Below are 21,151 nucleotides of genomic sequence, written 5' to 3'. Positions count from 1 at the left end.
CCAAAGGACAAGGAAAGTTCGCCATGACGATCACGCATCCCATCGCGGCGCGGACCGCGACCGAGCGGTTCCGGCAAGCTCGCGACCTTCTACTGGACCTGCGGGGCGACCACGAGGCGGCCCGCGCTCGCTTCGAATGGCCACAGCTGAGCGAGTTCAACTGGGCACTGGACTGGCTCGACCACGTGGCACGGGACAACAACCAGCCCGCGTTGCGCGTTGTCGGCAAGGAGGCGGACCGGACCGTCAGCTACGCCGAGCTGTCCGAACGGTCGAGCCGCGTCGCCAACTGGTTGCGTGCCAACGGAATCCAGCGTGGTGACCGGGTGCTGATGATGTTGGACAACGACGTGACCGTGTGGGAGGCGGTGCTGGCCGCGATGAAGATCGGCGCGGTCGTCATCCCCACGTTCACGACAGTCTCCGCCGACGACCTGGCCGACCGCGTACGGCGCGGGGCGGTGAAACACGTCATCACGATGGACCTCTTCACCGACTCGTTCGCCGAACTGCCGGGCCACGTCACCCGCATCTGTGTCGGCGAGCGGGTGGCGGGTTGGCTGCGCTACGACGAGGCCTACCTCGAACCGGCGCTGTTCACGCCGGACGCCCCGACCATGGCGGACGACCCGTTGTTCCTGTACTTCACGTCGGGCACGACCTCACGCCCCAAGCTCGTGCAACACACACACGTCAGCTACCCGGTCGGTCATCTGTCCGGAATGTACTGGAACGGTGTGCGGCCCGGCGACGTGCACCTGAACGTGTCCGCGCCCGGCTGGGCGAAGCACGCGTGGAGCAGCTTCTTCGTGCCGCTCAACGCGGAGGCGACGGTGGTGTCGCTGAACAACGCCGGCCCCACTGATCTGCTCGACCAACTCGTCAAGCAGGACGTGTCCACGTTCTGCGCGCCGCCGACGGTGTGGCGGATGCTGATCCAGCACGACCTGGGGCAGTGGCCGGTCACTCTTCGAGAGGCGGGCAGTGTCGGCGAACCGCTCAACCCCGAAGTGGTCGAGCAGGTGCGCCAGGCCTGGGGCATCACCGTACGAGACGGCTACGGGCAGACCGAGACGACGGCCCAGATCGGCAACACGCCCGGCCTGCCGGTCAAACCGGGCTCCATGGGTAAACCGTTGCCCGGCTACGACATCGTGCTGGTCGACCCGAACACGGGCGAGCCGGCCGACGAGGGTGAGATCTGCGTCAGGCTTTCCGAACGGTCGCTGGGCGTGATGCCCGGATATCTTGACGATCCCGAGAAGAACGCGAAGACCTTCGCGGGTGGCTACTACCACACCGGCGACATCGGGCACCGCGACTCGGACGGCTACATCTTCTACGTCGGTCGCACCGACGACGTTTTCAAGTCCTACGACCACCGCGTCTCACCGTTCGAACTGGAAAGTGTGCTGCTGGAACACGAGTCGGTGGCCGAGGCGGCGGTGATCCCCGCGCCGGACCCGATCGGCATGTTCGTGCCCAAGGCCTATGTGTCGCTGACCCGCGACGGAGAACCGTCCGTCGCCACGGCGAAGTCGATCCTGACCCATTGCCGCGACAACCTGGCGCCACACAAGTGGATCCGGCGGCTCGAGTTCGCGGCTCTGCCGAAGACCACCTCCGGAAAAATCCGGCGCGCCGAGTTGCGTGCCCGCGACCGCGAAGGCACCGAAGGCACCGAGTACCTGGCGGAGGAGTTGCTCGGCGCCACCGGCCCGAGCGCCCCCGGTCTCGGCTGAGACTCCCCGCCATCGGAAAAGAAAATGAATCGAGAGGAACCACGAATCATGCGTGACATCAAGATTTACAGCGACCTGTTCGGCGACGGCCTGCACAACGGCCAGATCAAGTGGACCCCGTACGTGCAGCCGGGCCGTTCCGCAGTCGACGTGGAGTGGCTGTACACCGCCGAGCAGACCGGCCCGACCGGCGCGGAGGCCTACATCGCGCACTTCCGCCCTGGTTCGTACGGCGACCTGCACGAGCACCTGGGCTACGAGGTGCTGCTCATCCTGGAGGGTGAGCTGCACAACGACAACGGTGACCGCTATCCGGCCGGCACGCTGTTCGTCGAGACCCCCACCAGCGTGCACCAGGTCTCCAGCCCGACCGGCTGTGTCGCGCTGGTGATCCGGGAGAAGGGCACCCGGCCGGTCACCGCGGCCGACTTCGAGAAGACCACCGCGGCCGCCGCCGAACAGGGCGACAGCTGACCCGCACTCATCGCGGAGCCCGTTCGGCAGTCCCGAGGGCGCTCGCCGCCCTCGGGACTCCGGCATGCTCTGCCTCCAGCATGTAATGTATTAAAGGCATTACTTGGCTGGCATCGCTCGCTTCGCCGCAAACCCCTCAGGAGAGCAGTAATGACCGACACCCAGGCCATACCGAGCCGAGCCACGGCGCCGCCGGTCGCCGAGCCACCAGAGCCTCAGGTCGGACGATCCGGGAAAGCCCACTCGCCGCGGTACAAGTGGGGTGTCCTCGGGATCGGTATCGGCGCCCAAGCCGCGTTCAGCGCGGCGTTCCAAGGAATCCCCACGGCCGGCTCGTTCCTCGCGCTGGCCTACCACCTGAACACCGGTCAGCTCGCCATCGTGCTGGCCGCGGTGACCTTCGGCATCTTCGCCTCGGACGTGTTCTGGGGCATCCTTTCCGACCGCATCGGTGAACGAAAGGTGCTGATCACCGGCATGGGCGGGACCACGCTCGCGCTGGGTGTGGTGACCCTTTTCCTGACCCCGAGCGGGAACTCGGTGCCCTCGCACTGGATGCTCGCGTTCGTCCTGTTGCTGGCCGGCGCGCTTGGCGGCTGTGTGAACGGCGCCAGCGGGCGTGCCGTGATGGGCTGGTTCCCGCCCAACAAGCGTGGCTTCGCCATCAGCCTGCGGGTGGCCGCCGTGCCGGCCGGTGGCGCGATCGGGGCCGCGGTTCTCCCAGTGCTGGCCCTGAACGCGGGATTCACGTGGGTTTTCGGCTTCCTCACCGTCTTCTCGCTGGCGGCCACGATCGCGGTGGTCCTGTGGCTGGACGAGCCGCCACTGGCCCGCACCAAGGCCGTCGGTGGTCAGGCCGCCACGACATTGCGCAACCCGTTGCGGCGATGGGACATCTGGCGGGTGGGCATCGTCGCGTTCCTGCTCGACCTGCCTCAGTTCACCGTCCTCACCTTCGGCTCGGTGTTCCTGCACAGCGTGGTCGGCCTGTCCCTGGGCACCATCGTGGTTCTCCTGATCATCGTGCAGGTACTCGGTGGCGTGTCACGTGTGGTCGGCGGCAAGTGGACCGACCTGCAGGGCGGGCGGCACCGCAGGACGATCGTGCGGGCCTACAGTTGGCTGATCGCGATCGCGTTCGGCGTCATCGCGATGTACGCCACGGTCCCGGCGTGGGCGATCGCCACTCTGTTCGTGGTGGCCGGTGTCCTCGCGTGCGGCTGGCATGGCGTGCACTACGCCGAGATCGCCACGATGGCCGGCGCCGAACGCTCCGGCACGGCACTCGGCTTGGAGAACACCATGGTGTTCGGCGGCGCCTTCGCGGCCCCGCTGCTGATCGCGGCCACGCTGGACCTCACCTCGTCGTGGCCGTTGGTGATGCTGGCGATCGGCGCCGCGCCCGCGGCGATCTCAGCGGTGCTGATGCCCCGCGAGCGGAAGGTTGGCTGAAACGACGGCTGACGGTCGCCCGCGAACCCCAACCCGCGGGCGACCGGTTTGCCAATCTGGCCATAATAGGCTTGTGGCATTACCGACGGCGGGGAGTGCGATGTCGGCCAAGACCAGACGGCGTCCGGTCAGTACCGGCCGGATCTGCCTCGAGCTGATCGCGACGGTACACGGCAGGTTCAGCGAACTTCCCGAGGACGACCTCGCCGACCAGGCCGGGCTCGCCGACTGGCTGACCGCCAAGGATCTGGTCACGGCGTCCCCGCCGCGCGACGCGGATGTCGCGGACTTCCAGGGGCTGCGGGAGGCCATCTTCCGCCTGGTGTCGGCAGCCGGAGGCGGGCCGGAGTCGGCCCTGGAGAACGCCGTGGCACTGGTGAACAAGCACGCGCGAGGCGACATCCACCTCGTGCAGCTGATCGCACAGTCCGACTCATCCGGTGGTGTCCACCTGACCGCCCAGACCGTCCCGCCGACGGTCAGCCAGGTGCTGACCACGGTGGCGCGCGACGCCGTCGACCTGCTCACGGGCCCGGACGCCGAGCGACTGCACCAGTGCCAGGCCGACACGTGCGGGTCGTTCTACCTGGACTCGTCCCGCGGCAGGCAGCGCCGCTGGTGCTCCTCAGCGTCGTGTGGCAATCGCGAGCGTGTCGCCGCGTTCCGGGATCGGAACCGAGCGTGACGAGTTCGGCCGGACGGCGACCTCTTGGTGGTCAGGCGCCGGCCAGCGCTCCGCGGAGCTTGGTCCGCGAGCTCACGTCGAGCTTGGTGAACACCTTGCCCAGGTGCCATTCGACAGTGCGAGGGCTGATGAACAGCTCGGCACCGATCTCGGAGTTCGTCTTCCCCTCCGCGGCGAGCCGGGCGATCTGCGTCTCCTGCGCGGTGAGCGCCTTGGGTATGTCGGCCGTGCGTTGGCGTACCGTCTCGCCGGTGGCGAGCAGTTCGCGGCGGGCCCGCTCGGCGAAGGCGGTGGCGCCGAAGCCCGCCAGCATCTCGTACGCGGTACGCAGGTGCTCGCGTGCGTCGCGGCGCCGGTTCTCGCGGCGCAGCCACTCGCCGTAGACCAGGTGGGTGCGAGCGAGCTGAACGGCTATCCGGGTGCGTCCGAGGTGCTCGATGGCCTCGCGGTACAGCAGGTCGGCGGCCTGGCCGTCGCTGAGCAGCGCCCGCGACCTCGCCAGGACGCCCAGCGCCCAGTCCGTGCCGCTGGCGGCGGCACGCTCCTCGAGACGTCGCATGGCCGGCGCGGCCGCGTCGCGGGCATCCGTGCGAGCGGCCGCCTCGACGAGTTCGGGGAGGGAGAAGCCGTGGCTTGCCAGGTCGTCGTGTTCGCCGGCCCGTACGGCGTTGGCCAGGGCGTCCTGGTACTGGCCGAGGCCGTTCTGCAGCAGCGCGAGCAGGTAGTTGCCCAGGCCGATCGCTCGCCCTTCGCCCCAACTCGTCGCGTGCTGGATGCCGGCCCGGATCAGCTCCGGTGCCCGGGCATCCTGGCCGCGCCAGGCGACGAGCAGCAGCTTCGCGACCCCGAGGGTCGAGTGACCGGTCACGTCCATGAGGGTGTCGGACTCCTCGAGCAACTCCGAGGCCAGGTCGAACGCGCCGCCGTGCACGTGTACGGCGGCGCGGTAGGTGAGGGCCAGGGGAAGGAAGTTGAGTGCGCCGGCCTGCCGGGCGGCCCTGACCGCGTGCGTGGTCAGCTCGTGCCATGCCTCGTCGTCCCACATGTCACCGGCGATCAGCCAGGTCAGCCACAGCCAGCGCATGCTGGCGTCCGCGTCGCGTCCGGCGTCCTGCCGGACCGCTCGCAGGGCGCGCATCAGCAGTGGCGCGCCCTCGACGTAGCCCTCGGCGTACCGGGTCGCCAGGCCGTCGAGCAGGGCGTCCACCAACCGTGGCGGTTGCGGTCCGCGCGGCGCGGTGCGGGCGGCCTCGGCCACCGCCCTCACCCCGCCGTGTCCGGTGAGGCGGCCGGTGAAGACCGCCGCTCCGATCGCTTCGAGGTACGTCTCCCGCGCCTGCCCGCTGTCGACTCGTTCCAGCCGGCGGGCCGCGTCGAGCAGCAACGGCAGGGCGTCGCCGCCGCGCCTGCGGGCGACGAGGATCTGGCCACGCAGCCGGGTGAGCCGCCCGTGCTGGAGCTCGTCCAGCGGGCCTGGCTCCACGGTGGCGAGGAGCTCGAGCGCCGCCTCGGGAGCCCCGGCCTCGAAGGTGATCCGCGCCGCGGCCACCGCCCTGGCCCCTCGTGCGGCCCGATCTGGCGTCAGCTCGGTGGCCCGCCGCAGGAACGCGGCAGCGGCCGCGACACCGCCGCGGGCCTGGGCTTGATCAGCACAACGCTCCAGCTCGCCGGCCACGGCCTCGTCGGGTCCGACCGCGGCGTGGGCGCGATGCCAGGCCCGGCGATCCGGGTTGGCGCCGGGGTCAGTCGCCTCGGCCAGCGCGCGGTGCACGTCCCGGCGTTCGGCGGGGTCCGCCGCCCGGTAGGCCGCCGAGCGCACCAGCGGATGACGGAAACGCACCCACGCACCCAACTCGATCAGGTCCGCCGCCTCGGCCGCCGCGGCGGCGTCCGGCCCGATGCCGAGCCGCTCGGCCGCCCGCCTCAGCAACGACACGTCGCCGACCGGCTCGGCGGCCGCGGCCAGCAGCAGCCGCTGTGCCTCACCCGGAAGCGACCTGACACGCCGCAGGTAACTCTGCTCGATCTGTCCCGCCAGCGGTCGCGCGTCCGGTCGGCCGAACCCACCGGCCAGCTCCGTCACCGTCAACCCGTGCGTCAGTTCCAGCAGGGCCAGAGGGTTGCCGCTGGTTTCGGCGATGATCCGGTCCCTGACCCGCTCGTCCAGCCGGCCGGGGACCACCGAGTCCAGAAGAGCACGCGCATCGGCGTCGCGCAGCCCTCGGACCACCAGCTCTCGCAGTCCCCCCAGGTCGTCGCCCGAGTTGGGCGTCGAGGTGCGCACCGCGAACACCACCGCCACCCGCTCCGCGAGCAGCCGCCGCGCGACGAACGCGAGGGTCTGCGCGGACACCCGGTCGAGCCATTGGGCGTCGTCCACCACGCAGACGAGCTCCTGTTCCTCTGCCACCTCGGCCAGCAGGCTGAGCACCGCCAACCCGACGAGGAAACGGTCCGGCGCGCTCCCCGTGCGCAGTCCGAACGCGGTGGCGAGGGCGTCACGCTGCGGGCCGGGCAGGCGATCGAGATACCCCGTGACCGGCAGGCACAGTTGGTGCAGCCCGGCGAACGCCAGTTCCATCTCCGACTCGACGCCGGCAGCCCGCAGTAACCGCCATCCTGCCGTGCGCCCCATCACGTGCTCCAGCAGTGCGGACTTGCCGACGCCCGGCTCGCCGCGCAGCACCAGCACCTGGCTCTGACCCGCCTGGGCGTCCGCGACCAGCCGATCCAGCGTCTCGCACTCGCTGCGCCGGCCACGCAGCCTGCGCCGAGGAGCATTGCTCGACATCCACAACTCCGCAGGTCAAAGGAGCCCTGATCAACTCGGGTTGTCCCATGATGCACTGCGGGGTCGGGGTACGGACAGTCGCCTACTTCGGACACGCCACGCGGCGTGGACGTCATGATCGACGTGGCGAGCGTGTCGACGCCCAGCGCCCGACGCACGCCCGACCGAGCCCGGCGGCCACGCGGTGAAAGGACGCTTCATCACGACCCGCGAGAGGAAGGCGACCGCGACGACGGTGAAGATGTTGATCGTCATCATGGTCTCGTTGATCGCGCTGATGCTCCATTGGGCGCCGGCCACGTCGACCACGGTGCCCGGTTCGGCGGCGTAGAAGTACAGGCGATCGCGAACGGGCTCAACCGGGACGGCGTCCTGTGCCCCTCGGCGCGGCGGCCCGGACGACGTGGCGGCCGGGCATGTGATGAGGCTCCGACGTTCCACACCGGACCGGATCGTGCGGTCACGGCGGCCGGCGCACCCGGAGATCATCTCGGTCTCGGCTTGAGCCGCCGCTTCCCGTCGGCGATGCCGCGTTGCTGCGCTTGGGTCATCATCGTGTCCTCGTCGGGGCCCGCCGGGGAACACATGTGTGTAGGCATCGATCGCGCCGTGCGCGCGTTGCAGGAGGTGATCAGTGGAGTCCAGGTGGGGGACCGTCCTGTAACAGGCGGGAGGACTGATGGGATCGGGACGCCGCTGTGGGTCGACGCCGCGTGCCTGCGTTTGTATGAACAGCGCGGATTGCTAGCCCGGCCGCCGCGCGCGCGGACCGGTCGATTCGATGTCCCCGCTCGGGTTCGTGAAGAACCGCGCCAGGATTTCGGTTGCCGCGCCGAGTGAGACGATGTCCTCGCCGAGTTCGTCGACCTCGATGTCGACGGGTTGCCAGCGGGACGCGGGCAGCTGCTCGGCCAGCCGGGCTCGGACGGTCTCGCGGTAGGTCTCCGGTGCCGCGCGCACGGCGCGGCCGGCGAGCACGATCCGTTCCAGGTCCAGCACCTGCACCAGATCGGCCAGTCCGATGCCGAGCAGGCCCGCCGCGGTGTGTGGGTCCGGTGCGCTGTCGTGCAGGATCTCCACACAGCCGCGGCGTCCGCAGGCGCAGCGTGGTCCGGCGTGGTCGAGGGTCGTGTGGCCGAACTCGCCGGCGTTGGTGCGTGGGCCGCGGTAGAGGCGGCCGTCGACGATCAGGCCAACCCCGATGCCGGTACCCACCAGCACGACCGCGGTGGCCCTGGGGGAGTGGTGTGGCCAGAGCCGGGTGAAGGCGGCCGCGTTGGTGTTCTTGTCCAGGATCACCGGCAGCCCGGTCCGCGCGGCCAGTAACTCGCGCAGCGGCACGTCGTGCCAGCCGGGCATGTCGGTCGCGTCGCGGACCACACCGGAGTGGTGATCGAGCGGGCCGACCGCGCCGACGCACAGGCCGAGCAGGCCCTCGGCTCCAGTGGCGAGTCGTCGTGCCGCGTCGGCTATCGCGTCGACGGCCTGTTCGGGGGTGAACCCGCGCGGCAGCGGACCGCCGGTGGACGCCTCGATGTGCCCGGTCAGATCGGTGCGCAGCACATGGAACTCGTCGCGGTCGAGCCGGGCGCCGAGCGCGTGCCGGGCGCCTGCCCGGATGCGCAGCAGGGTGCGTGGCTTCCCAACGCTGGTGGCGGGCTGCCGGTGTTCGTCGAGCAGGCCCGCGTCGATCAGCCTGGGAAGGATCTTGGACACGGCCTGCTGGGTCAGCCCGGTGCGCGCGGCGAGCTCGCCGCGGCTGCACTCTCCCGCGCGCAGGATGTGGGTCAGTAGCAGGGCGCGGTTGTGCTGACGCATCCCGCGCAGGTTCACCCCGGTGTCCGGCATGTCCGTGATCCTGGCACGGCTCGCCAATTTAACAACTCTGTTGTTTAATCGGTCCGTGGCTGATGACGCACGGGTCGGGATCCTGGGGTATGGCATTGGTGGGCGCGTGTTCCACGCGCCGCTGGTCGCGGCGACACCCGGGCTGACGCCTGCGGTGATCGTCACCGGCAACGCCGAACGCGCGGCGGCGGCTCGGGCTGACTACCCGGAGGCGGAGGTCGTGTCGCGGTCGGAGGACCTGTTCGACCGGGCCGGCGAGCTGGACCTGGTAGTGGTCAGCACACCGAACCGCACGCACGTCCCGCTGGCGATGCGGGCGATCGAGCTGGGCAAGCCGCTGGTGGTGGACAAGCCGTTCGCGCCGACCGTCATCGAGGCCGAGCGGATCACGGCCGCGGCACGGGCGGCCGGTGTCGGGCTCACCGTGTTCCAGAATCGTCGGTGGGACTCGGATTTTCTGACCGTGCGCAAGGTGCTGGACTCCGGCCGGCTCGGCGAGGTCTTCCGGTTCGAGTCCCGCTACGACCGGTGGGTGCCCACGCCGAGGGACAACTGGCGGGAACTCGGTGATACGGCCGAGGCCGGTGGGCTGCTCTACGACCTCGGTGCGCACATCGTCGACCAGGCGCTGCGGTTGTTCGGCCCGGTCGCCGAGGTCTACGCCGAGCTTGATCGGCGCCGGGCCGGTGTCCAGGTCGACGACGATGTCTTCGTCGCGCTGCGGCATGTCACCGGCGTCCGCTCCCACCTGTGGGCATCCGCCCTGGCCGGGACCCGCAATCCCCGCTTCCGGGTTCTCGGCGACCGCGCCACGTTCACCAAGTACGGGTTGGACGTTCAGGAACCGCAGATCATCGCCGGCCTGCGTCCCGGTGACCCGGGATGGGGCGTCGAGCCGGCCGCCGACTCCGGAACACTTGGCGTGAACGAGGATCTCGAATCCGTGCCCACCGAGGTTGGTCGTTACCAGGACTTCTACGCCCAGGTTCTGCACGCGCTACGGGACGAGGCACCGTATCCGGTCGATCCGGCCGACGCCATCCAGACGATGCGGGTCATCGAGGCTGCCCATCTTTCCGGCCGGGAACGTCGGGTTGTACAACTGAACACCGACGCGTGACAGGTCAGGGGCCGGTTGCGGCGGCACGGCGACAAGGGTCTGCACGACCTCGTCGGCGAACTGTCTACGCGCAGCGACGACTTCCGCCGCCGCTGGGCCGCCCACAACGTCCGCACCCACGGCACCGGTGTCAAACACTTCCATCACCACGTCGTCGGTGATCTCATCCTCGCCTACGAAAGCCTCGACCTGCGGGCCGAACCCGATCTCACCATGACGATGTACGCCGCCGAACCCGACTTACCGACCGCCCATGCCCTCACCCTCCTCGCCTCCTGGGCCGCGACCTCGCCCGACACCGGCACTCAGGCCGAAACGGACCACGACGCACCGGAGACCGGGGTCTATCCCATGATGAGATAGACCCAGCTGGCTCACTGGCGGAAGTTGAACCGATCGGGTGTCTCGAGAGATGTCCCGAGGCACCCCGATCGGTTGGGCGGAGTAGTGATCAGTCGGCGAGGGGGTTGAGCAGGTCGGGCTTGCCCTCGAAGGCGAACAGCATCAGGTCGGTCATGCGGAAGGTGTTGTTGTCCGGGCCGAAGATCGGCCGCCAGGACGGGTCGCGAACGATGGAGATTCGGCTGCCCTCCATGGAACGGTGGAACACCTCGGCGACGATTCGGCCGCCGACGGCACCGAGTCGCCCGGCGTTGAACTCCGCCTCGCGCAGAATGTAGAACCACAGCGGGGTCGCGGTGGTGACGACGGATTTCTGTTCATCGGTGAGTGTGTCGAGGCTCGCGCCCTGGTTGCCCCGCAGGATCTGTTCGCTGGACAGTGGTGCGACACCGAACCGTTTCGCCATCTGTTGACCGCTGGCGAGGTCCACCATGTTCGCGCGGGTGAGGTTGCGGAACGCGAGGTTGCGCTGGATCTCGGGGAACTGTGTGCCCCGGCCACCGAACGTGCCTGCCGGCAGGTTCCTGAGCGGGTCGACCAGCAGGGTGTCGATGCGCTTGGTGACGTTGCCACCGGTCGTGGCCGGAGGCGCCAGGTCCGGCCGGCCGGCCGCACTGAAGTCATAGAGCCGGCGGAAGTCCGCGATCCAGTTGGTCGGCAGCCGGTCGACGATTCCCGAGTTGGGGTCGTCCAGGTCGCCACCCCCGAAATTGCCGGCGACGCCGGTGAAGGTGAACAGCAGCTCGAGTGTGCCGAGTGGGCCGGGGCCGCCGCTGTTGAACACCCGGTTCCATTCGTAGGCACCGCGGACCATGCTGTGGCCGAGGCGGTAGGCCGCGACCGCGAACTCGAGTGGCATCGTCGGCCGAATCCCCTGGCGACCCCGTGCTTCGAAGAACCGGCGACCATTCGTGAACACGTCAGTCACGATCGCCGGGTCGACGATGCGCGGCAGGAAATCGGTGCGCAGCATCCATTGGTAGTGTCGGACGACCTGCTCGCGCGCCGCGTTGAACAGTCGCCGCCCGGACAGCCCTTTGAGGGCGAGCTCCTCGACGGCCTGGTTGTGGAATCTGATGAACGCCAGGTGGGTCTGTGCGATCACGAGGTTCTCGTCGTTGCGGGTGTCCGGAATGAGCGGCAGCCGGCGGTCCGCCAACGTCCCCTCGGTGCCACCGACCCGAGGCAGGTCGAACCCGTCCAACTCGACGCTCACCCCCTGGTCGTTCGGGGGGAAGGGCGCCGCTGTGGTCCTGCCCAGCTTGAGCGTCACACCGTCCTCGTTGTAGAACTTTCGGTCGTCCCGGTCGGCTGGCCCACGACCGTATACCGAGTCCAGGTCCAGCGCCGGCGACCGGCCCTGAACCAACTCGTCGAGGTTGACGTCCTCGCCCAGCTGCGCCTCGGTCCGGTCCAGGGTCAGGTCATGGTCGACGAACTGGCCGAGGTAAGTGAAGCCAGCCGGGATGGACGGATCCACCGAGTCGGGTTGGATGGCTTGCGGGTCTGTCATCGCCGTAGCCAGCGCGATCCTGGTGGCCTCGTCGATCTGCACGCCCTTGGGGCCGAGCCGAGAGAACCGGAACCTGCGTAACTCCTCGACAGTCAACGGTTCGCGGGCCGTCGCCACATCGTTCCGGTCGAACTCGAGGACTCCCTCACCGACGACGAAGAAGCTGTCACGAGCATGGCGTTTCATGCGTATCCCCCAAAAGATTCTGAACCGGTCCCGTTGAACAGAACCAGACGGCTCGCCCCCTGCGTGCCTGCTTCCAGTAGTACCAGAAACTCCGACCATACGACCAAAATCTGAGATTTTCCTGATCCGTATCTGTGCGAACACTCCATGTGAACCTCGTACGCCCGGATCGGTGGCAATACCGAATGATGGTCCCCGCGGGAGTCCGTTGCTGCGTGATCGAGCGGGATAAACCCTACGAGGCCGAGGTTCCTTGATTCATGCGCATCAACGCACTTCATGTCCGCCGTTACGCGGTGCTAGGTCCCGAGCTTGATCCGCGTCGATGGTTACGGTGTGGTAGCTGTTGACGACTCCCTGAAGGCAAGGAGGCTTGTTGAGTTACTCATGGAAGTCCATTTCGTGGATGCGCAATGTGTTCACGTCGATAAACCGTCGAAATGAGTCATTTTCATCCAGTGATGGTCTTGGTCAGGTCGTCGGTGAAAGGGTGGTCACTTTCGGTGGGCTGGTGGCGCGGAGTGCCGGAACGCGGTGAGCACCTGTCGGATCATCTGTCCCGCGGTGTTGGCGCGGAGGAAGCTCGATATGCCGCCGTAGGTGAGTTCTAGCACGACCCCGCCGATGTCGAGGGCGGTGACTCCGGGGACGTGGCCCAGGGAGCTTGCTTATCAGGAGCTTGCCGATTTCTTCCCACTGGCTCAGGAAGAGTCTCGCTCATGCAGAACATCCGCAACGCGGGGACCGAGGAAGTCCAGGCCATCTGCGGCGGCTCGCTGTCCTGCGCCACGTGCCACGTCTACATCGATGACGTGCCCGCCGGCGCCGAGCTCCCACCCAGGTCGCGGGACGAGGAGGACCTGCTCGACGCGTCCGACCACCTCGAAGAGAACTCCCGCCTGTCCTGCCAGCTCGTCTTCGGCCCCGCCCTCGACGGCGTGCGCGTGACCATCGCGCCCGAGGACTGAACCCCCCTTGACCGAGAGAAGGATGATGGGTGAACTGATGCGCGCCGCGCGGCTGCACGCCGTCGGCGACAAGATGCTTGTCGAGGACGTGCCACGGCCGAGTGCCGCCGGCACGGACGTCGTGGTGGCCGTGAAGGGCTGCGGCATGGTGCCCAACCTGGCCAACGTGCTCGCGAACTGGGAGACGTGGTATCCCCAGATGCCGCTGCCGCCACGCCCGGCGGTCTTCGGACTCGACCCGGTCGGCGTCGTGCACGAGGTCGGCGAGCAGGTCGTGAACGTCCGGCCGGGGGACCGCGTCCACGTGAACCCGGGCCGCTCGTGCGGGGCATGCCACGCCTGCACGTCAGGCGCGCCGCAGAAATGCGACTACTGGATGTTGGGCGGCTACTTCGGCTACAACCCCAACAGCCTCGAGATGTTCGAACGCTACCCGTACGGCGGGTTCTGCGAGTACATGCTCGCCCCGCAGGGCGCACTCGTGCCGATCCCCGACAACCTCGAGTTCCGGCAGGCGACCCGGCTGGGCTACCTCGGGACCGCCTACGCCGCGGTCAAGAAACTGGGCCAACTCGCGGGCAAGTCGCTGATCATCAACGGTGCGACGGGCACGCTCGGCGTCGGCGTCACCCTCGTAGCCCTGGCCCTCGGCGTCTCCCGCGTCTTCGCCGTCGCTCGCGGTGTGCCGCTGCTGGAGCGGCTGCGCGCACTCGCGCCGGAACGGATCGAGATCTTCTCGAACCACGACGGCAGCACGGAGTCCTGGGTGAAGTCACACACCGCCGGCCGCGGCGCGGACCTCATGGTCGACACGCTGGGCGCCGTCGCCTCACTCGACTCACTGAGCGACGCCATGCGCGGCGTACGACGCGGCGGCCGCATCGTCAACATCAGCGGCACGGCCGGTGTACTCGGCGTAGACGTGACGTGGTGGATGGACGAGCAGATGGAGCTCATCGGCTCGGTCTGGTTCACCACCGCCGACGGCATCGAACTCGCCGGGCTGCTGGGCAGCGGAGTCATCGACATTTCCGTGCTCCAGCCAAAGAACTGGCCACTCGACGAGATCAACATCGCGATCTCCGGTGTCGCCAGCGGTGAAGGCGGCTTCACGAGCTACCTCGTCGAGATCTGACCGAAAGGGACTGTCCAAGCCGTACGAAGTGAGCGGCGTCGTCACCCTCGGCAAGGGAACACCGGTCGGCGTCGAGACCGTCTTCGACGTTCAGGCCTGCGGTGTCTGCCACACCGACCTGCGTCCTCACGACTGCGCCGAAACCGGACCGTCCCCCGCGCCGGCGCGGGGCGGTTGTGCGGTCTGCTGCTCGATCTCCTGCACCGCGGCCCTCAGGTCCTGCAGGTGCCGTTTGGCGGTTTCCTTCGGGACAGAAGGCGATGTAGGCGCGGACGACGTCCCGAGCAACATGTGCGAGTGGAAGCCCGATGGGCCGACCGCGGCCCCACTCCATCCCGGCGAGGACGCCGTCCAGCGTGCCGTCGCCGTTGTCGTCGAGCACCTTGCCGACGGCGAGCGTGGCGTCCGGGCCACGCCGCGGTATCTGCCGCTCGACGCCGCGCCCGACCCGGTGATCGTCGAGGCCACGTGCGTGCCGTGCCCCGTCGCCGTCCTCGACCGACCCCTTCCCGGAGAAGTCCTTGCTGTCACTGACCTTGCCGGCCAGGTCCGGGTGATCGGTGTCGATGCCCGTGTCCAGCACCGCCACCCGCACACCCTGGCCGGTGAGCCCGGCCTGCCACGCCGCCGGCGTGCCGATCCGCGGCACGCTCTCGTCGAGGCTGGCGTGCACCCTGGCGTTCAACCACACCTTCTCCACACCGGCCGCTCGTTGCCGCCCTCCGGCCAGCTCGCGCCAGAACCGGGAAGTGTCGGACTTCAGCTCCTCCAGTGCGGTGATGCCGAGGGCGGGTAGCGTGCGCGCGACCCTGCCCACACCGGCCGGCGGCGCGGAGGACTTCACCAGCAACGGGATGTTCGGCGTGCGCGCGTCGTCGTACCCCTGCCGCACCAACCCGGTGACGTTGAACAACTTGTCGTCCAACCGGCCGGACCGCACCAGCGCCGCCGCGTCGGCCGGCATGACGTACCGGTCCCCGTCCTGGGTGAACTCTGGAACGGCGCCGGCTTCGCTCTCGGCGCGAGTGTCACAGCCAGCGTGGTCCGCCCGCTCACGGTCCGCACCGCCACCCGGTCCCGGTGATCAACGTGACCCAGGTCGGTTGCCCGGTCGTGCCCGCCGGCGCCGCCCCACCACCGGGCGCCCCGACCACCCCGGCCGCGAGCACCACGGCGAGCAGCGCAAGCGTTGTCGACTGCGTGCCGGCACCGAGCGAGAGAACGCGGATGGTCGGCGTGCTCACGCCGCGAGCTCGGTATACGCGACACCCCACGAGCGGACGGCGTGGATGGGTCGTGGCCAGCAGCGCCGGCTACACCGACAGCGGCCGCCGATTCGACGTCATCACCCCGAGTCTGTCCTCGGTCACCGAACCAGCTGGTAGAACCGCCAGTAGTCGGTGTCGATCGGCAGCACCCGCACCTCGGTGAAGCCGGCTTCGGTGGCGTAGCGGCGCAGCGTGGCCGGGCGCATGATCGTGCCGGTCGCCGCGGTGTCGGGGTCGTCCATCGCGCCGGGCAGGCAGTTGACCAGGCTCCAGCCGTATGCCTGGCGCTCATGCTCGGATGCCGGCACGGTGAACTCCTCGGCGGTCCGGGTGTCGGCGACGAGCACCGTTCCGCCGTCGGTCAGCAGGTCCCGCGCCGTGCGGAGTGTGGCCACCGGCCGGCTCATGTCGTGCAGCGCCTCGAAGATCGTCACCAGGTCGTACCGGTTCGCCGACGGCAGCAGCGCGGCGTCGGTGGCCGAGAAGCGCACCCGGTCGGCGACGCCGACCTGCTCGGCACTGCCCCGCGCGGCGGCGATGGCGTCCTCGTCGAGGTCAACACCGTCGACGACGATCTTCGGGTAGGCCTGCGCCATCGCGATGCTCGACCAGCCGGTGCCGCAGGCGATGTCGGCGACCCTGGCCGGCGGGTCCGCCCGCAGCCGCGCGTCGACGTCGGGCACCGCCGGGAGCCACCGGGTGCCGAGCAGGTTGACGAACCGCGTGCGGTTGACGGTCACCCGCCCCTCCGGCTCCCACGGGATCGGCGGCGGTGCACTACCGTCCCGGTAGGCGTCCACCAGGGCTGCGAGACGACGCGCGGTCCGCACCAGGTCAATGCTCAGCGGGGTGCCGTAGCGCAGGTCGTCCTCGTCGGCGAGTACCGGCACGTGCTCGGCTGGCAACCGGTAGCGCCGCGCCAGCGCGTCCGCCCGCGGGTCGTCGACCTCGACCAGCCCGGTCACAGCCTGCTGCTCGAGCCACTCCCGCACATACCGCTCGGCAACCCCTGTCCGCGCGGCCAACTCGCCGGAGGTCACCGCCTCCCCGTCGGCGAGCATGCGGTAAAGCCCGAGCCGTTCGCCGAGATAGACCGCATACAGTTCGAGCGTCCCGGTCGCATTCCGGAACAGCCGGTCAGCCAGCGCATTCGCGTCCATATCCGCCGGATACTAGTGAGGTCAGGGTTCCAGGGACATTGGCACGGGCCCACCCGATACGCCGAGGGGGAACACATCACAGCCGGAGTTGCTGGGCGGCTGCGGCGATGTGGTCGGCGGCTCGGTCGATCTCGTCCGCGGTGCTCCAGCGGCCCACTGATAGTCGGAGGGCGGCGATGCCTTTGGGCGCGTACATCTTGTGCCCGACCACGGTGAGCAGGTCCACATCGAGCGCGGGCGGATACGTGATCTCCGCGCTGTGATCAATCGCGAACGCGGGGAGCCTAGCCGGACGGGTTGCACGAACCCGGAGTGAGGACCTCGTCACCCCATGCGATCACGACCAGAACACGCACCCTGAGGTCTCGTCCGGCACCGCGTGTTCGCCGAAGCCACCGCCGAGGATTCATTCGCCGTCAGGCAGGTGGAGTCCGAGGGCCGCGATGGCGGCGCGGGCGTGCTCCGGCTCCGCGCCTTCGGCGATCGCTGCCAATGCCGCACGCCAGGCCGCCGCGAGCACCCGGCCGAGAAGCGGTGCCGCCGGGACAACGCTCCCGCTGAGCATCTCGGCCAGCCGGTCGTGGTCCGTACCGGCGGGCGGGGCGCCCAGGATTCGAAGGAAACCCTCGCTTACGGCGAAGTCCAGCCCAACCAGCAACGCGGACATCACTGCTGCCGCTCGACCCGACCGCGGCCCCGATGCCGCGACCGCTCCTTCCATCCGGTCCAGCAGGCGCCGCTCGACGTCCTCACGCACGAAGGTGTAGAGCCCGAGCTTGTTGCCGAAGTGGTGGTAGAGCGCACCGGTGGTGACGTCCGCCGCGGACGCCAACTCGGCGACCGTGACCTCGTCGAAAGGGCGCGCACCGAACTCCCTGACCGCGACGAGCGCGAGCCTGCCCTTCGGTGAGGTCGATACCGGGATCCACTCGCGCACACGTACATAATGCGATTATGCTCAGCCGTAGTCCAGTTACGAGACGGATGGACGTGTGGCCATGAAGCTCGAATTTCTGTTCGCCCCCACCTCCGACCTGAAGGGCTCCCTCGCCCTCTACCGCGACAGTCTCGGCTTCACCGAGATGTGGCGCGAAGGCGACACGACCGTCGCCCTCGCCATGCCAGGCACCGACGTGCAGCTCATGCTCGACGCCAACGACCCCGACGCCCCGGTCGGGCCGCTGTTCGTCGTCGACAGCGTCAAGGACTTCCACACCGCGCGCCCGGAGGCACTCGTGGTCGTCGCGGAGCCATCGGAGATCCCCGGCGGCTTCCTGGCCACCTACCAGGACCCGGGCGGGGGCACCATCTACGTCATGGACCAGTCGACAGACCAGACCGCTCCGTAATAGCGACGGATGGTTTGATCGGGAAACGTTCGATTACCCTCCGCGCCACCGGGTGGCGCCTCGACCCTGCCGGACACGGCGGTCGGTGCCCGACCATGCCGACGAGCGGGCTGTGCGCGACGCTGCCACCGACCGGGCACGCTTCTTCCTGCCCTGGACCTATCAGGTAGGCGTCGACGCGGCTGCGGGCGACCGGGCCGGCATCCGGGGCGACCCCGCAGGGCGCGCCTCGCGTGGTCGCTGATCGCGGTCAGTCCAGGCCTCCGGCGTTCCGGCATACCGTCCGCCATCGGGCTGCGCGATCACCACTGCCAGCGAATGCGCGACCACGTCATGTGAGCAGGCGGGCTATCACGACACCCGCGGGTCGTCAGGTCTCGAGGACGCTGTCCACGCGCCTCCCCAACCGGCGGGCGACCACGAAACCGGCGACGGAGAGCACGACGAGCCCGATACCACCGATCAACCGCGGCGTCTCGACCTCCGAGCACGCCGCAGGGCCGCTGGTCGTGTCCGCCTCATTGTCCCCGGCGGTGAAGACGAGACCGCAGTTGAGCCGGACGCTGGTGATCAGCCCGTCTGTCCCGCCACTGCCCATCTCCGGGTCGGTCTCGGCGAAGAACTCGGGCGGCAGGATCATCGTCTGGTCGCTGGTGCCCTTGCCCCACGCATATTTGACGTCGACTTCGTAGGGCGCGCCGCCGTCGTCCACGTAGTACATGACGATCCGCGGGACGAGCAGCAGCCACAGCCCAAACCCGAGTGCGGCGACGGACAGCAGCCGCACCCACGGCCGAGGATTACGAAGTGGGTTCATGCCGCGAAAGCTAGCTCCGCACCCCGGGGACCGGTCCCGCTACGGATCGCCCCGGCAGGACCGCTCCCGGCGATGCTGGACCGCCGGTCGCGCAGCAGGGCGCGGTCCGGACCTTCCGTCCGGACCGGATCACTCCGCAACCGGACGGACCCGCTGACCCGCGACCGTGATCACGTCCCCGGCGTGCAGCTGCGCTCCCCTTCGCACCTCAACCTGACCGTTCACCTGCACCTGATCGGTCTCGATGAGTTCCCGCGCGTGTGCACCATGCTCGGCGAGGCCGGCCAGCTTGAGAAACTGACCCAGCCGAATCGGCAACTCGGCAACGGGAATGTCCTGGATCGGTGATCGTGTCACGAGCCGATCCTCCCAGGTAACACACCGCTCGAGCTACGATCCTTCACTCGCGGCTTGCGACCTCTGGTGCGAAGGCCGCTACGCCGGCCGCTCATCGTCGGTTCGCCGCAGGCGGGCGTAGATGTCGCCGGAGCGCCCCTGCGGGCGGACGTGTTCGAGTCGCCGAACCAGGTCAGCCCTGTCCAGCCAGCGCTCGCTCGCGAGCCGCATCGTTTCGGCACGCGAGTAGTTGTAGACGTAGCCACCGAGTCGCTCCACTTTGTCCAGCGTGACCAGGGCGGCATCGTGCGCCGACGGCACATACTCGAACGACAACGCGCGGATGGGTCGAGTGAGCCCTGCCAGCACGTCGGCCTCGAAGCCCTCGACATCGATCTTGCAGAAGGCCGGTTCACCGTGCACCGCGACCAGTTCGTCGAGAGTGGACACCTCCACCACGACGGAGCGGTCCCACCGTACTCTGGCGAAGCCGCGGTCCGTCGTCACCGACTCGATCCACTCGGGCGACATCGACGAGACCGTCGGCGTCGCCGTGGACACGGCCAGCCGCGCCCGCCCCGGCCGTGCACCGACGGCCTTCGGCACGATGGTCACTCCTCGGTCGCGCCCGAAGAACAGCCTCAGGACGCTCAGACAGTCAGGCTGCGGCTCGACCGCGATCACCTTCGCCCCCAGGCGCCGCCACGTGCGAACCCGGCTGCCCACGTGGGCGCCGATGTCGAAAGCAAGATCTCCCGGTTGGAGGAACTCGCGATAGAGGCGCAACTCCCGCCGGCGCCTGCCCGGCACGCCGTAGTAGATGACCAGGGAGCGCACGATCCCCCGGACACGAGCAAACATCCACTCACCCTGCCGCGCGGAACGGAACGCCTGACATGTGTCGCCGAGACCCTGAACCTCAGCCCCGGCCCAACGACTCAAACTATCCAGTGGGAGGCGCAACCGAGGACTACTGGAACTGAACGTAGCCATTCGTGTGACAGCTGTCGTCGGATCAGGGGAGTCCCTTTTGACTGTCCAAATAGGTTGGCCGTGACCGCGCCGACTGTTGCCTCGGCTAACTCGGTTGTGGGAGGCAGAGCTGTGTGTACTGGATCAAGGCCCGGGTCCCGGACGATGTCGAGCACCGTGTCCTCCCGGATCGTTACGGGAGCCATCGCGCGCTCGTTCGGGCGTCGCGGGTGGGTGACTCCGCGACAGCCGAGGCCCTCGTCATCGACGCGCTCGTGGCGGGCTGGGAGATCTGCCCGCCGCCCCCCGACGACGGTGACAGTATCGCCGTCCGCCACCCAGTCCTGAAGAGCCGACTACCCCTTCCGCTGATGCCATCGTCCGTTCGTCGCCTCTGTTCCAGGGTGCGGAGCGGCGGGAGAGAGACACGAACCGTGGACATCCGGAGCGCATCGCGAAGCCACCCCGAGTGAGATGCCCCGTACTTCGCCATTGTCACCGTCGAGAAAGGCAGGCTCATGTCCATGAATGCCTCTTGCTCCTCCTTGCTGCGAGTCGGGATCGCGTCCCTCATGCTCTGCGGCATGGCGGTGGTCGGCGCGACGCCCGCTGCTGCCGCCGCGCGAACGCCGTCGCTCGATGCGGCCGAACCGGCCGGCGATCCGGCCCAGCAGGTCGTTGAAAGTGACCCTCCAGCCGTCAGGGTCCAAAGTGTCGCTGGAGTACTAACTAAACCTTCAGTCGTAGGTCGCTGACTTTGTGGCAGTTTGCTGGGACGCCGGAGGTGGCGGGTGTGCGGTAGCGCGGGCGTGGCTGCGCTGGCGGTGATGGTTCCGGGCCATGGTTTGATGCCTGCGCTGTGATGCCTGCGCCGCCAGTGGGACCAGGCCAGGCGGTGCCGGAGTTCGGTGTGCGGGGGCCCGTGGCTGGATG

General features: G+C 68.9%; 21 protein-coding genes. 9 read left to right on the top strand and 12 right to left on the bottom strand.

What is annotated here, in order from left to right; translation table 11 throughout:
* Positions 1–23: 23 nt before the first annotated feature.
* The 4 genes from VF106_RS14525 (at position 24) to VF106_RS14510 (ending at position 4,353) form a co-directional block, all read left to right on the top strand.
* Positions 24–1,742, top strand: coding sequence for an AMP-binding protein (locus VF106_RS14525; protein WP_330840211.1), 1,719 nt, complete (start codon positions 24–26; stop codon positions 1,740–1,742).
* Positions 1,743–1,790: 48 nt separating this feature from the next.
* Positions 1,791–2,216 carry a cupin domain-containing protein gene (locus VF106_RS14520; protein ID WP_330840210.1) on the top strand — a complete coding sequence of 142 codons (426 nt, stop codon included), beginning with the start codon at positions 1,791–1,793 and terminating at the stop codon, positions 2,214–2,216.
* Positions 2,217–2,366: 150 nt separating this feature from the next.
* A complete protein-coding gene (locus VF106_RS14515) occupies positions 2,367–3,668 on the top strand; it encodes an MFS transporter (RefSeq protein ID WP_330840209.1) in 1,302 nt (433 codons plus the stop codon).
* Positions 3,669–3,741: 73 nt separating this feature from the next.
* Positions 3,742–4,353 (top strand): CGNR zinc finger domain-containing protein, encoded by a 612-nt coding sequence (locus tag VF106_RS14510; RefSeq protein ID WP_330840208.1) that lies wholly within the window; start codon positions 3,742–3,744, stop codon positions 4,351–4,353.
* A 31-nt stretch (positions 4,354–4,384) separates the two neighbouring features.
* Here VF106_RS14510 and VF106_RS14505 read toward each other — a convergent pair whose 3' ends face one another.
* The 3 genes from VF106_RS14505 to VF106_RS14495 form a co-directional block, all read right to left on the bottom strand.
* Complete coding sequence (locus tag VF106_RS14505) at positions 4,385–7,144, bottom strand: helix-turn-helix transcriptional regulator (RefSeq protein WP_330840207.1); 2,760 nt, start codon at positions 7,142–7,144, stop codon at positions 4,385–4,387.
* 30 nt (positions 7,145–7,174) lie between these two features.
* Entirely contained in the window at positions 7,175–7,633 is a 459-nt protein-coding gene (locus VF106_RS14500) for a hypothetical protein (RefSeq protein WP_330840206.1), read from the bottom strand.
* A gap of 255 nt (positions 7,634–7,888) precedes the next feature.
* A complete protein-coding gene (locus VF106_RS14495; RefSeq protein ID WP_330840205.1) occupies positions 7,889–8,992 on the bottom strand; it encodes an ROK family transcriptional regulator in 1,104 nt (367 codons plus the stop codon).
* A gap of 55 nt (positions 8,993–9,047) precedes the next feature.
* Here VF106_RS14495 and VF106_RS14490 point away from each other — a divergent pair, with 55 nt between their 5' ends.
* On the top strand, positions 9,048–10,112 hold the full coding sequence (locus tag VF106_RS14490) for a Gfo/Idh/MocA family oxidoreductase (RefSeq protein WP_330840204.1): 1,065 nt from the start codon (positions 9,048–9,050) through the stop codon (positions 10,110–10,112).
* 15 nt (positions 10,113–10,127) lie between these two features.
* On the top strand, positions 10,128–10,475 hold the full coding sequence (locus VF106_RS14485) for an MmyB family transcriptional regulator (RefSeq protein ID WP_330840203.1): 348 nt from the start codon (positions 10,128–10,130) through the stop codon (positions 10,473–10,475).
* An 88-nt stretch (positions 10,476–10,563) separates the two neighbouring features.
* Here the strand turns inward: VF106_RS14485 and VF106_RS14480 are convergent, their stop codons facing one another.
* The gene (locus VF106_RS14480; protein WP_330840202.1) at positions 10,564–12,213 is read right to left on the bottom strand and encodes a peroxidase family protein; all 1,650 of its coding nucleotides are present in this window, start codon (positions 12,211–12,213) and stop codon (positions 10,564–10,566) included.
* Positions 12,214–12,932: 719 nt separating this feature from the next.
* Here VF106_RS14480 and VF106_RS14475 point away from each other — a divergent pair.
* Together VF106_RS14475 and VF106_RS14470 are read left to right on the top strand one after the other, a co-directional pair.
* Positions 12,933–13,181, top strand: coding sequence for a 2Fe-2S iron-sulfur cluster-binding protein (locus tag VF106_RS14475; protein WP_330840201.1), 249 nt, complete (start codon positions 12,933–12,935; stop codon positions 13,179–13,181).
* A 7-nt stretch (positions 13,182–13,188) separates the two neighbouring features.
* A complete protein-coding gene (locus VF106_RS14470; RefSeq protein ID WP_330840200.1) occupies positions 13,189–14,316 on the top strand; it encodes an alcohol dehydrogenase catalytic domain-containing protein in 1,128 nt (375 codons plus the stop codon).
* Here the strand turns inward: VF106_RS14470 and VF106_RS51175 are convergent.
* The 5 genes from VF106_RS51175 to VF106_RS14445 form a co-directional block, all read right to left on the bottom strand.
* On the bottom strand, positions 14,291–15,280 hold the full coding sequence (locus VF106_RS51175; protein WP_330840199.1) for a S8 family serine peptidase: 990 nt from the start codon (positions 15,278–15,280) through the stop codon (positions 14,291–14,293). The genes VF106_RS14470 and VF106_RS51175 overlap by 26 nt on opposite strands.
* 88 nt (positions 15,281–15,368) lie before the next feature.
* Positions 15,369–15,560 carry a hypothetical protein gene (locus VF106_RS14460; protein WP_330840198.1) on the bottom strand — a complete coding sequence of 64 codons (192 nt, stop codon included), beginning with the start codon at positions 15,558–15,560 and terminating at the stop codon, positions 15,369–15,371.
* A gap of 122 nt (positions 15,561–15,682) precedes the next feature.
* Entirely contained in the window at positions 15,683–16,744 is a 1,062-nt protein-coding gene (locus tag VF106_RS14455) for a class I SAM-dependent methyltransferase (RefSeq protein WP_330840197.1), read from the bottom strand.
* A gap of 76 nt (positions 16,745–16,820) precedes the next feature.
* Entirely contained in the window at positions 16,821–16,970 is a 150-nt protein-coding gene (locus tag VF106_RS14450) for a hypothetical protein (RefSeq protein WP_330840196.1), read from the bottom strand.
* A gap of 180 nt (positions 16,971–17,150) precedes the next feature.
* On the bottom strand, positions 17,151–17,681 hold the full coding sequence (locus VF106_RS14445) for a TetR/AcrR family transcriptional regulator (RefSeq protein ID WP_330840195.1): 531 nt from the start codon (positions 17,679–17,681) through the stop codon (positions 17,151–17,153).
* 61 nt (positions 17,682–17,742) lie between these two features.
* Between VF106_RS14445 and VF106_RS14440 the strand changes: the two genes are divergently transcribed.
* Complete coding sequence (locus VF106_RS14440) at positions 17,743–18,093, top strand: VOC family protein (RefSeq protein WP_330840194.1); 351 nt, start codon at positions 17,743–17,745, stop codon at positions 18,091–18,093.
* 370 nt (positions 18,094–18,463) lie between these two features.
* On the opposite strand, the gene VF106_RS14435 is transcribed toward VF106_RS14440, so the two are convergent.
* The 3 genes from VF106_RS14435 to VF106_RS14425 all read right to left on the bottom strand — a co-directional run bounded on the left by VF106_RS14435 (position 18,464) and on the right by VF106_RS14425 (position 20,107).
* Positions 18,464–18,910, bottom strand: a complete 447-nt coding sequence (locus VF106_RS14435; protein ID WP_330840193.1) for a hypothetical protein — start codon at positions 18,908–18,910, stop codon at positions 18,464–18,466.
* Positions 18,911–19,039: 129 nt separating this feature from the next.
* Complete coding sequence (locus VF106_RS14430) at positions 19,040–19,267, bottom strand: RNA-binding S4 domain-containing protein (protein ID WP_330840192.1); 228 nt, start codon at positions 19,265–19,267, stop codon at positions 19,040–19,042.
* Between the two features lie 78 nt (positions 19,268–19,345).
* Complete coding sequence (locus VF106_RS14425) at positions 19,346–20,107, bottom strand: FkbM family methyltransferase (protein WP_330840191.1); 762 nt, start codon at positions 20,105–20,107, stop codon at positions 19,346–19,348.
* Between the last annotated feature and the right edge of the window lie 1,044 nt (positions 20,108–21,151).

It is taken from the genome of Actinophytocola sp., assembly GCF_036378875.1.
GTDB lineage: Bacteria > Actinomycetota > Actinomycetes > Mycobacteriales > Pseudonocardiaceae > Actinophytocola.
Note: the sequence above shows the minus strand (reverse complement) of the source record. Positions and strands in the feature narration are given on the sequence as shown.

Bases quoted from the DNA above. Each gene is read 5' to 3' on its own strand.
- VF106_RS14525 (WP_330840211.1), top strand. From the start codon at position 24: ATGACGATCACGCATCCCATCGCGGCGCGGACCGCGACCGAGCGGTTC.
- VF106_RS14520 (WP_330840210.1), top strand. From the start codon at position 1,791: ATGCGTGACATCAAGATTTACAGCGACCTGTTCGGCGACGGCCTGCAC.
- VF106_RS14515 (WP_330840209.1), top strand. From the start codon at position 2,367: ATGACCGACACCCAGGCCATACCGAGCCGAGCCACGGCGCCGCCGGTC.
- VF106_RS14505 (WP_330840207.1), bottom strand. From the start codon at position 7,144: ATGTCGAGCAATGCTCCTCGGCGCAGGCTGCGTGGCCGGCGCAGCGAG.
- VF106_RS14500 (WP_330840206.1), bottom strand. From the start codon at position 7,633: ATGATCTCCGGGTGCGCCGGCCGCCGTGACCGCACGATCCGGTCCGGT.
- VF106_RS14495 (WP_330840205.1), bottom strand. From the start codon at position 8,992: ATGCCGGACACCGGGGTGAACCTGCGCGGGATGCGTCAGCACAACCGC.
- VF106_RS14480 (WP_330840202.1), bottom strand. From the start codon at position 12,213: ATGAAACGCCATGCTCGTGACAGCTTCTTCGTCGTCGGTGAGGGAGTC.
- VF106_RS14475 (WP_330840201.1), top strand. From the start codon at position 12,933: ATGCAGAACATCCGCAACGCGGGGACCGAGGAAGTCCAGGCCATCTGC.
- VF106_RS51175 (WP_330840199.1), bottom strand. From the start codon at position 15,280: ATGCCGGCCGACGCGGCGGCGCTGGTGCGGTCCGGCCGGTTGGACGAC.
- VF106_RS14455 (WP_330840197.1), bottom strand. From the start codon at position 16,744: ATGGACGCGAATGCGCTGGCTGACCGGCTGTTCCGGAATGCGACCGGG.
- VF106_RS14440 (WP_330840194.1), top strand. From the start codon at position 17,743: ATGAAGCTCGAATTTCTGTTCGCCCCCACCTCCGACCTGAAGGGCTCC.
- VF106_RS14435 (WP_330840193.1), bottom strand. From the start codon at position 18,910: ATGAACCCACTTCGTAATCCTCGGCCGTGGGTGCGGCTGCTGTCCGTC.
- VF106_RS14425 (WP_330840191.1), bottom strand. From the start codon at position 20,107: ATGTTTGCTCGTGTCCGGGGGATCGTGCGCTCCCTGGTCATCTACTAC.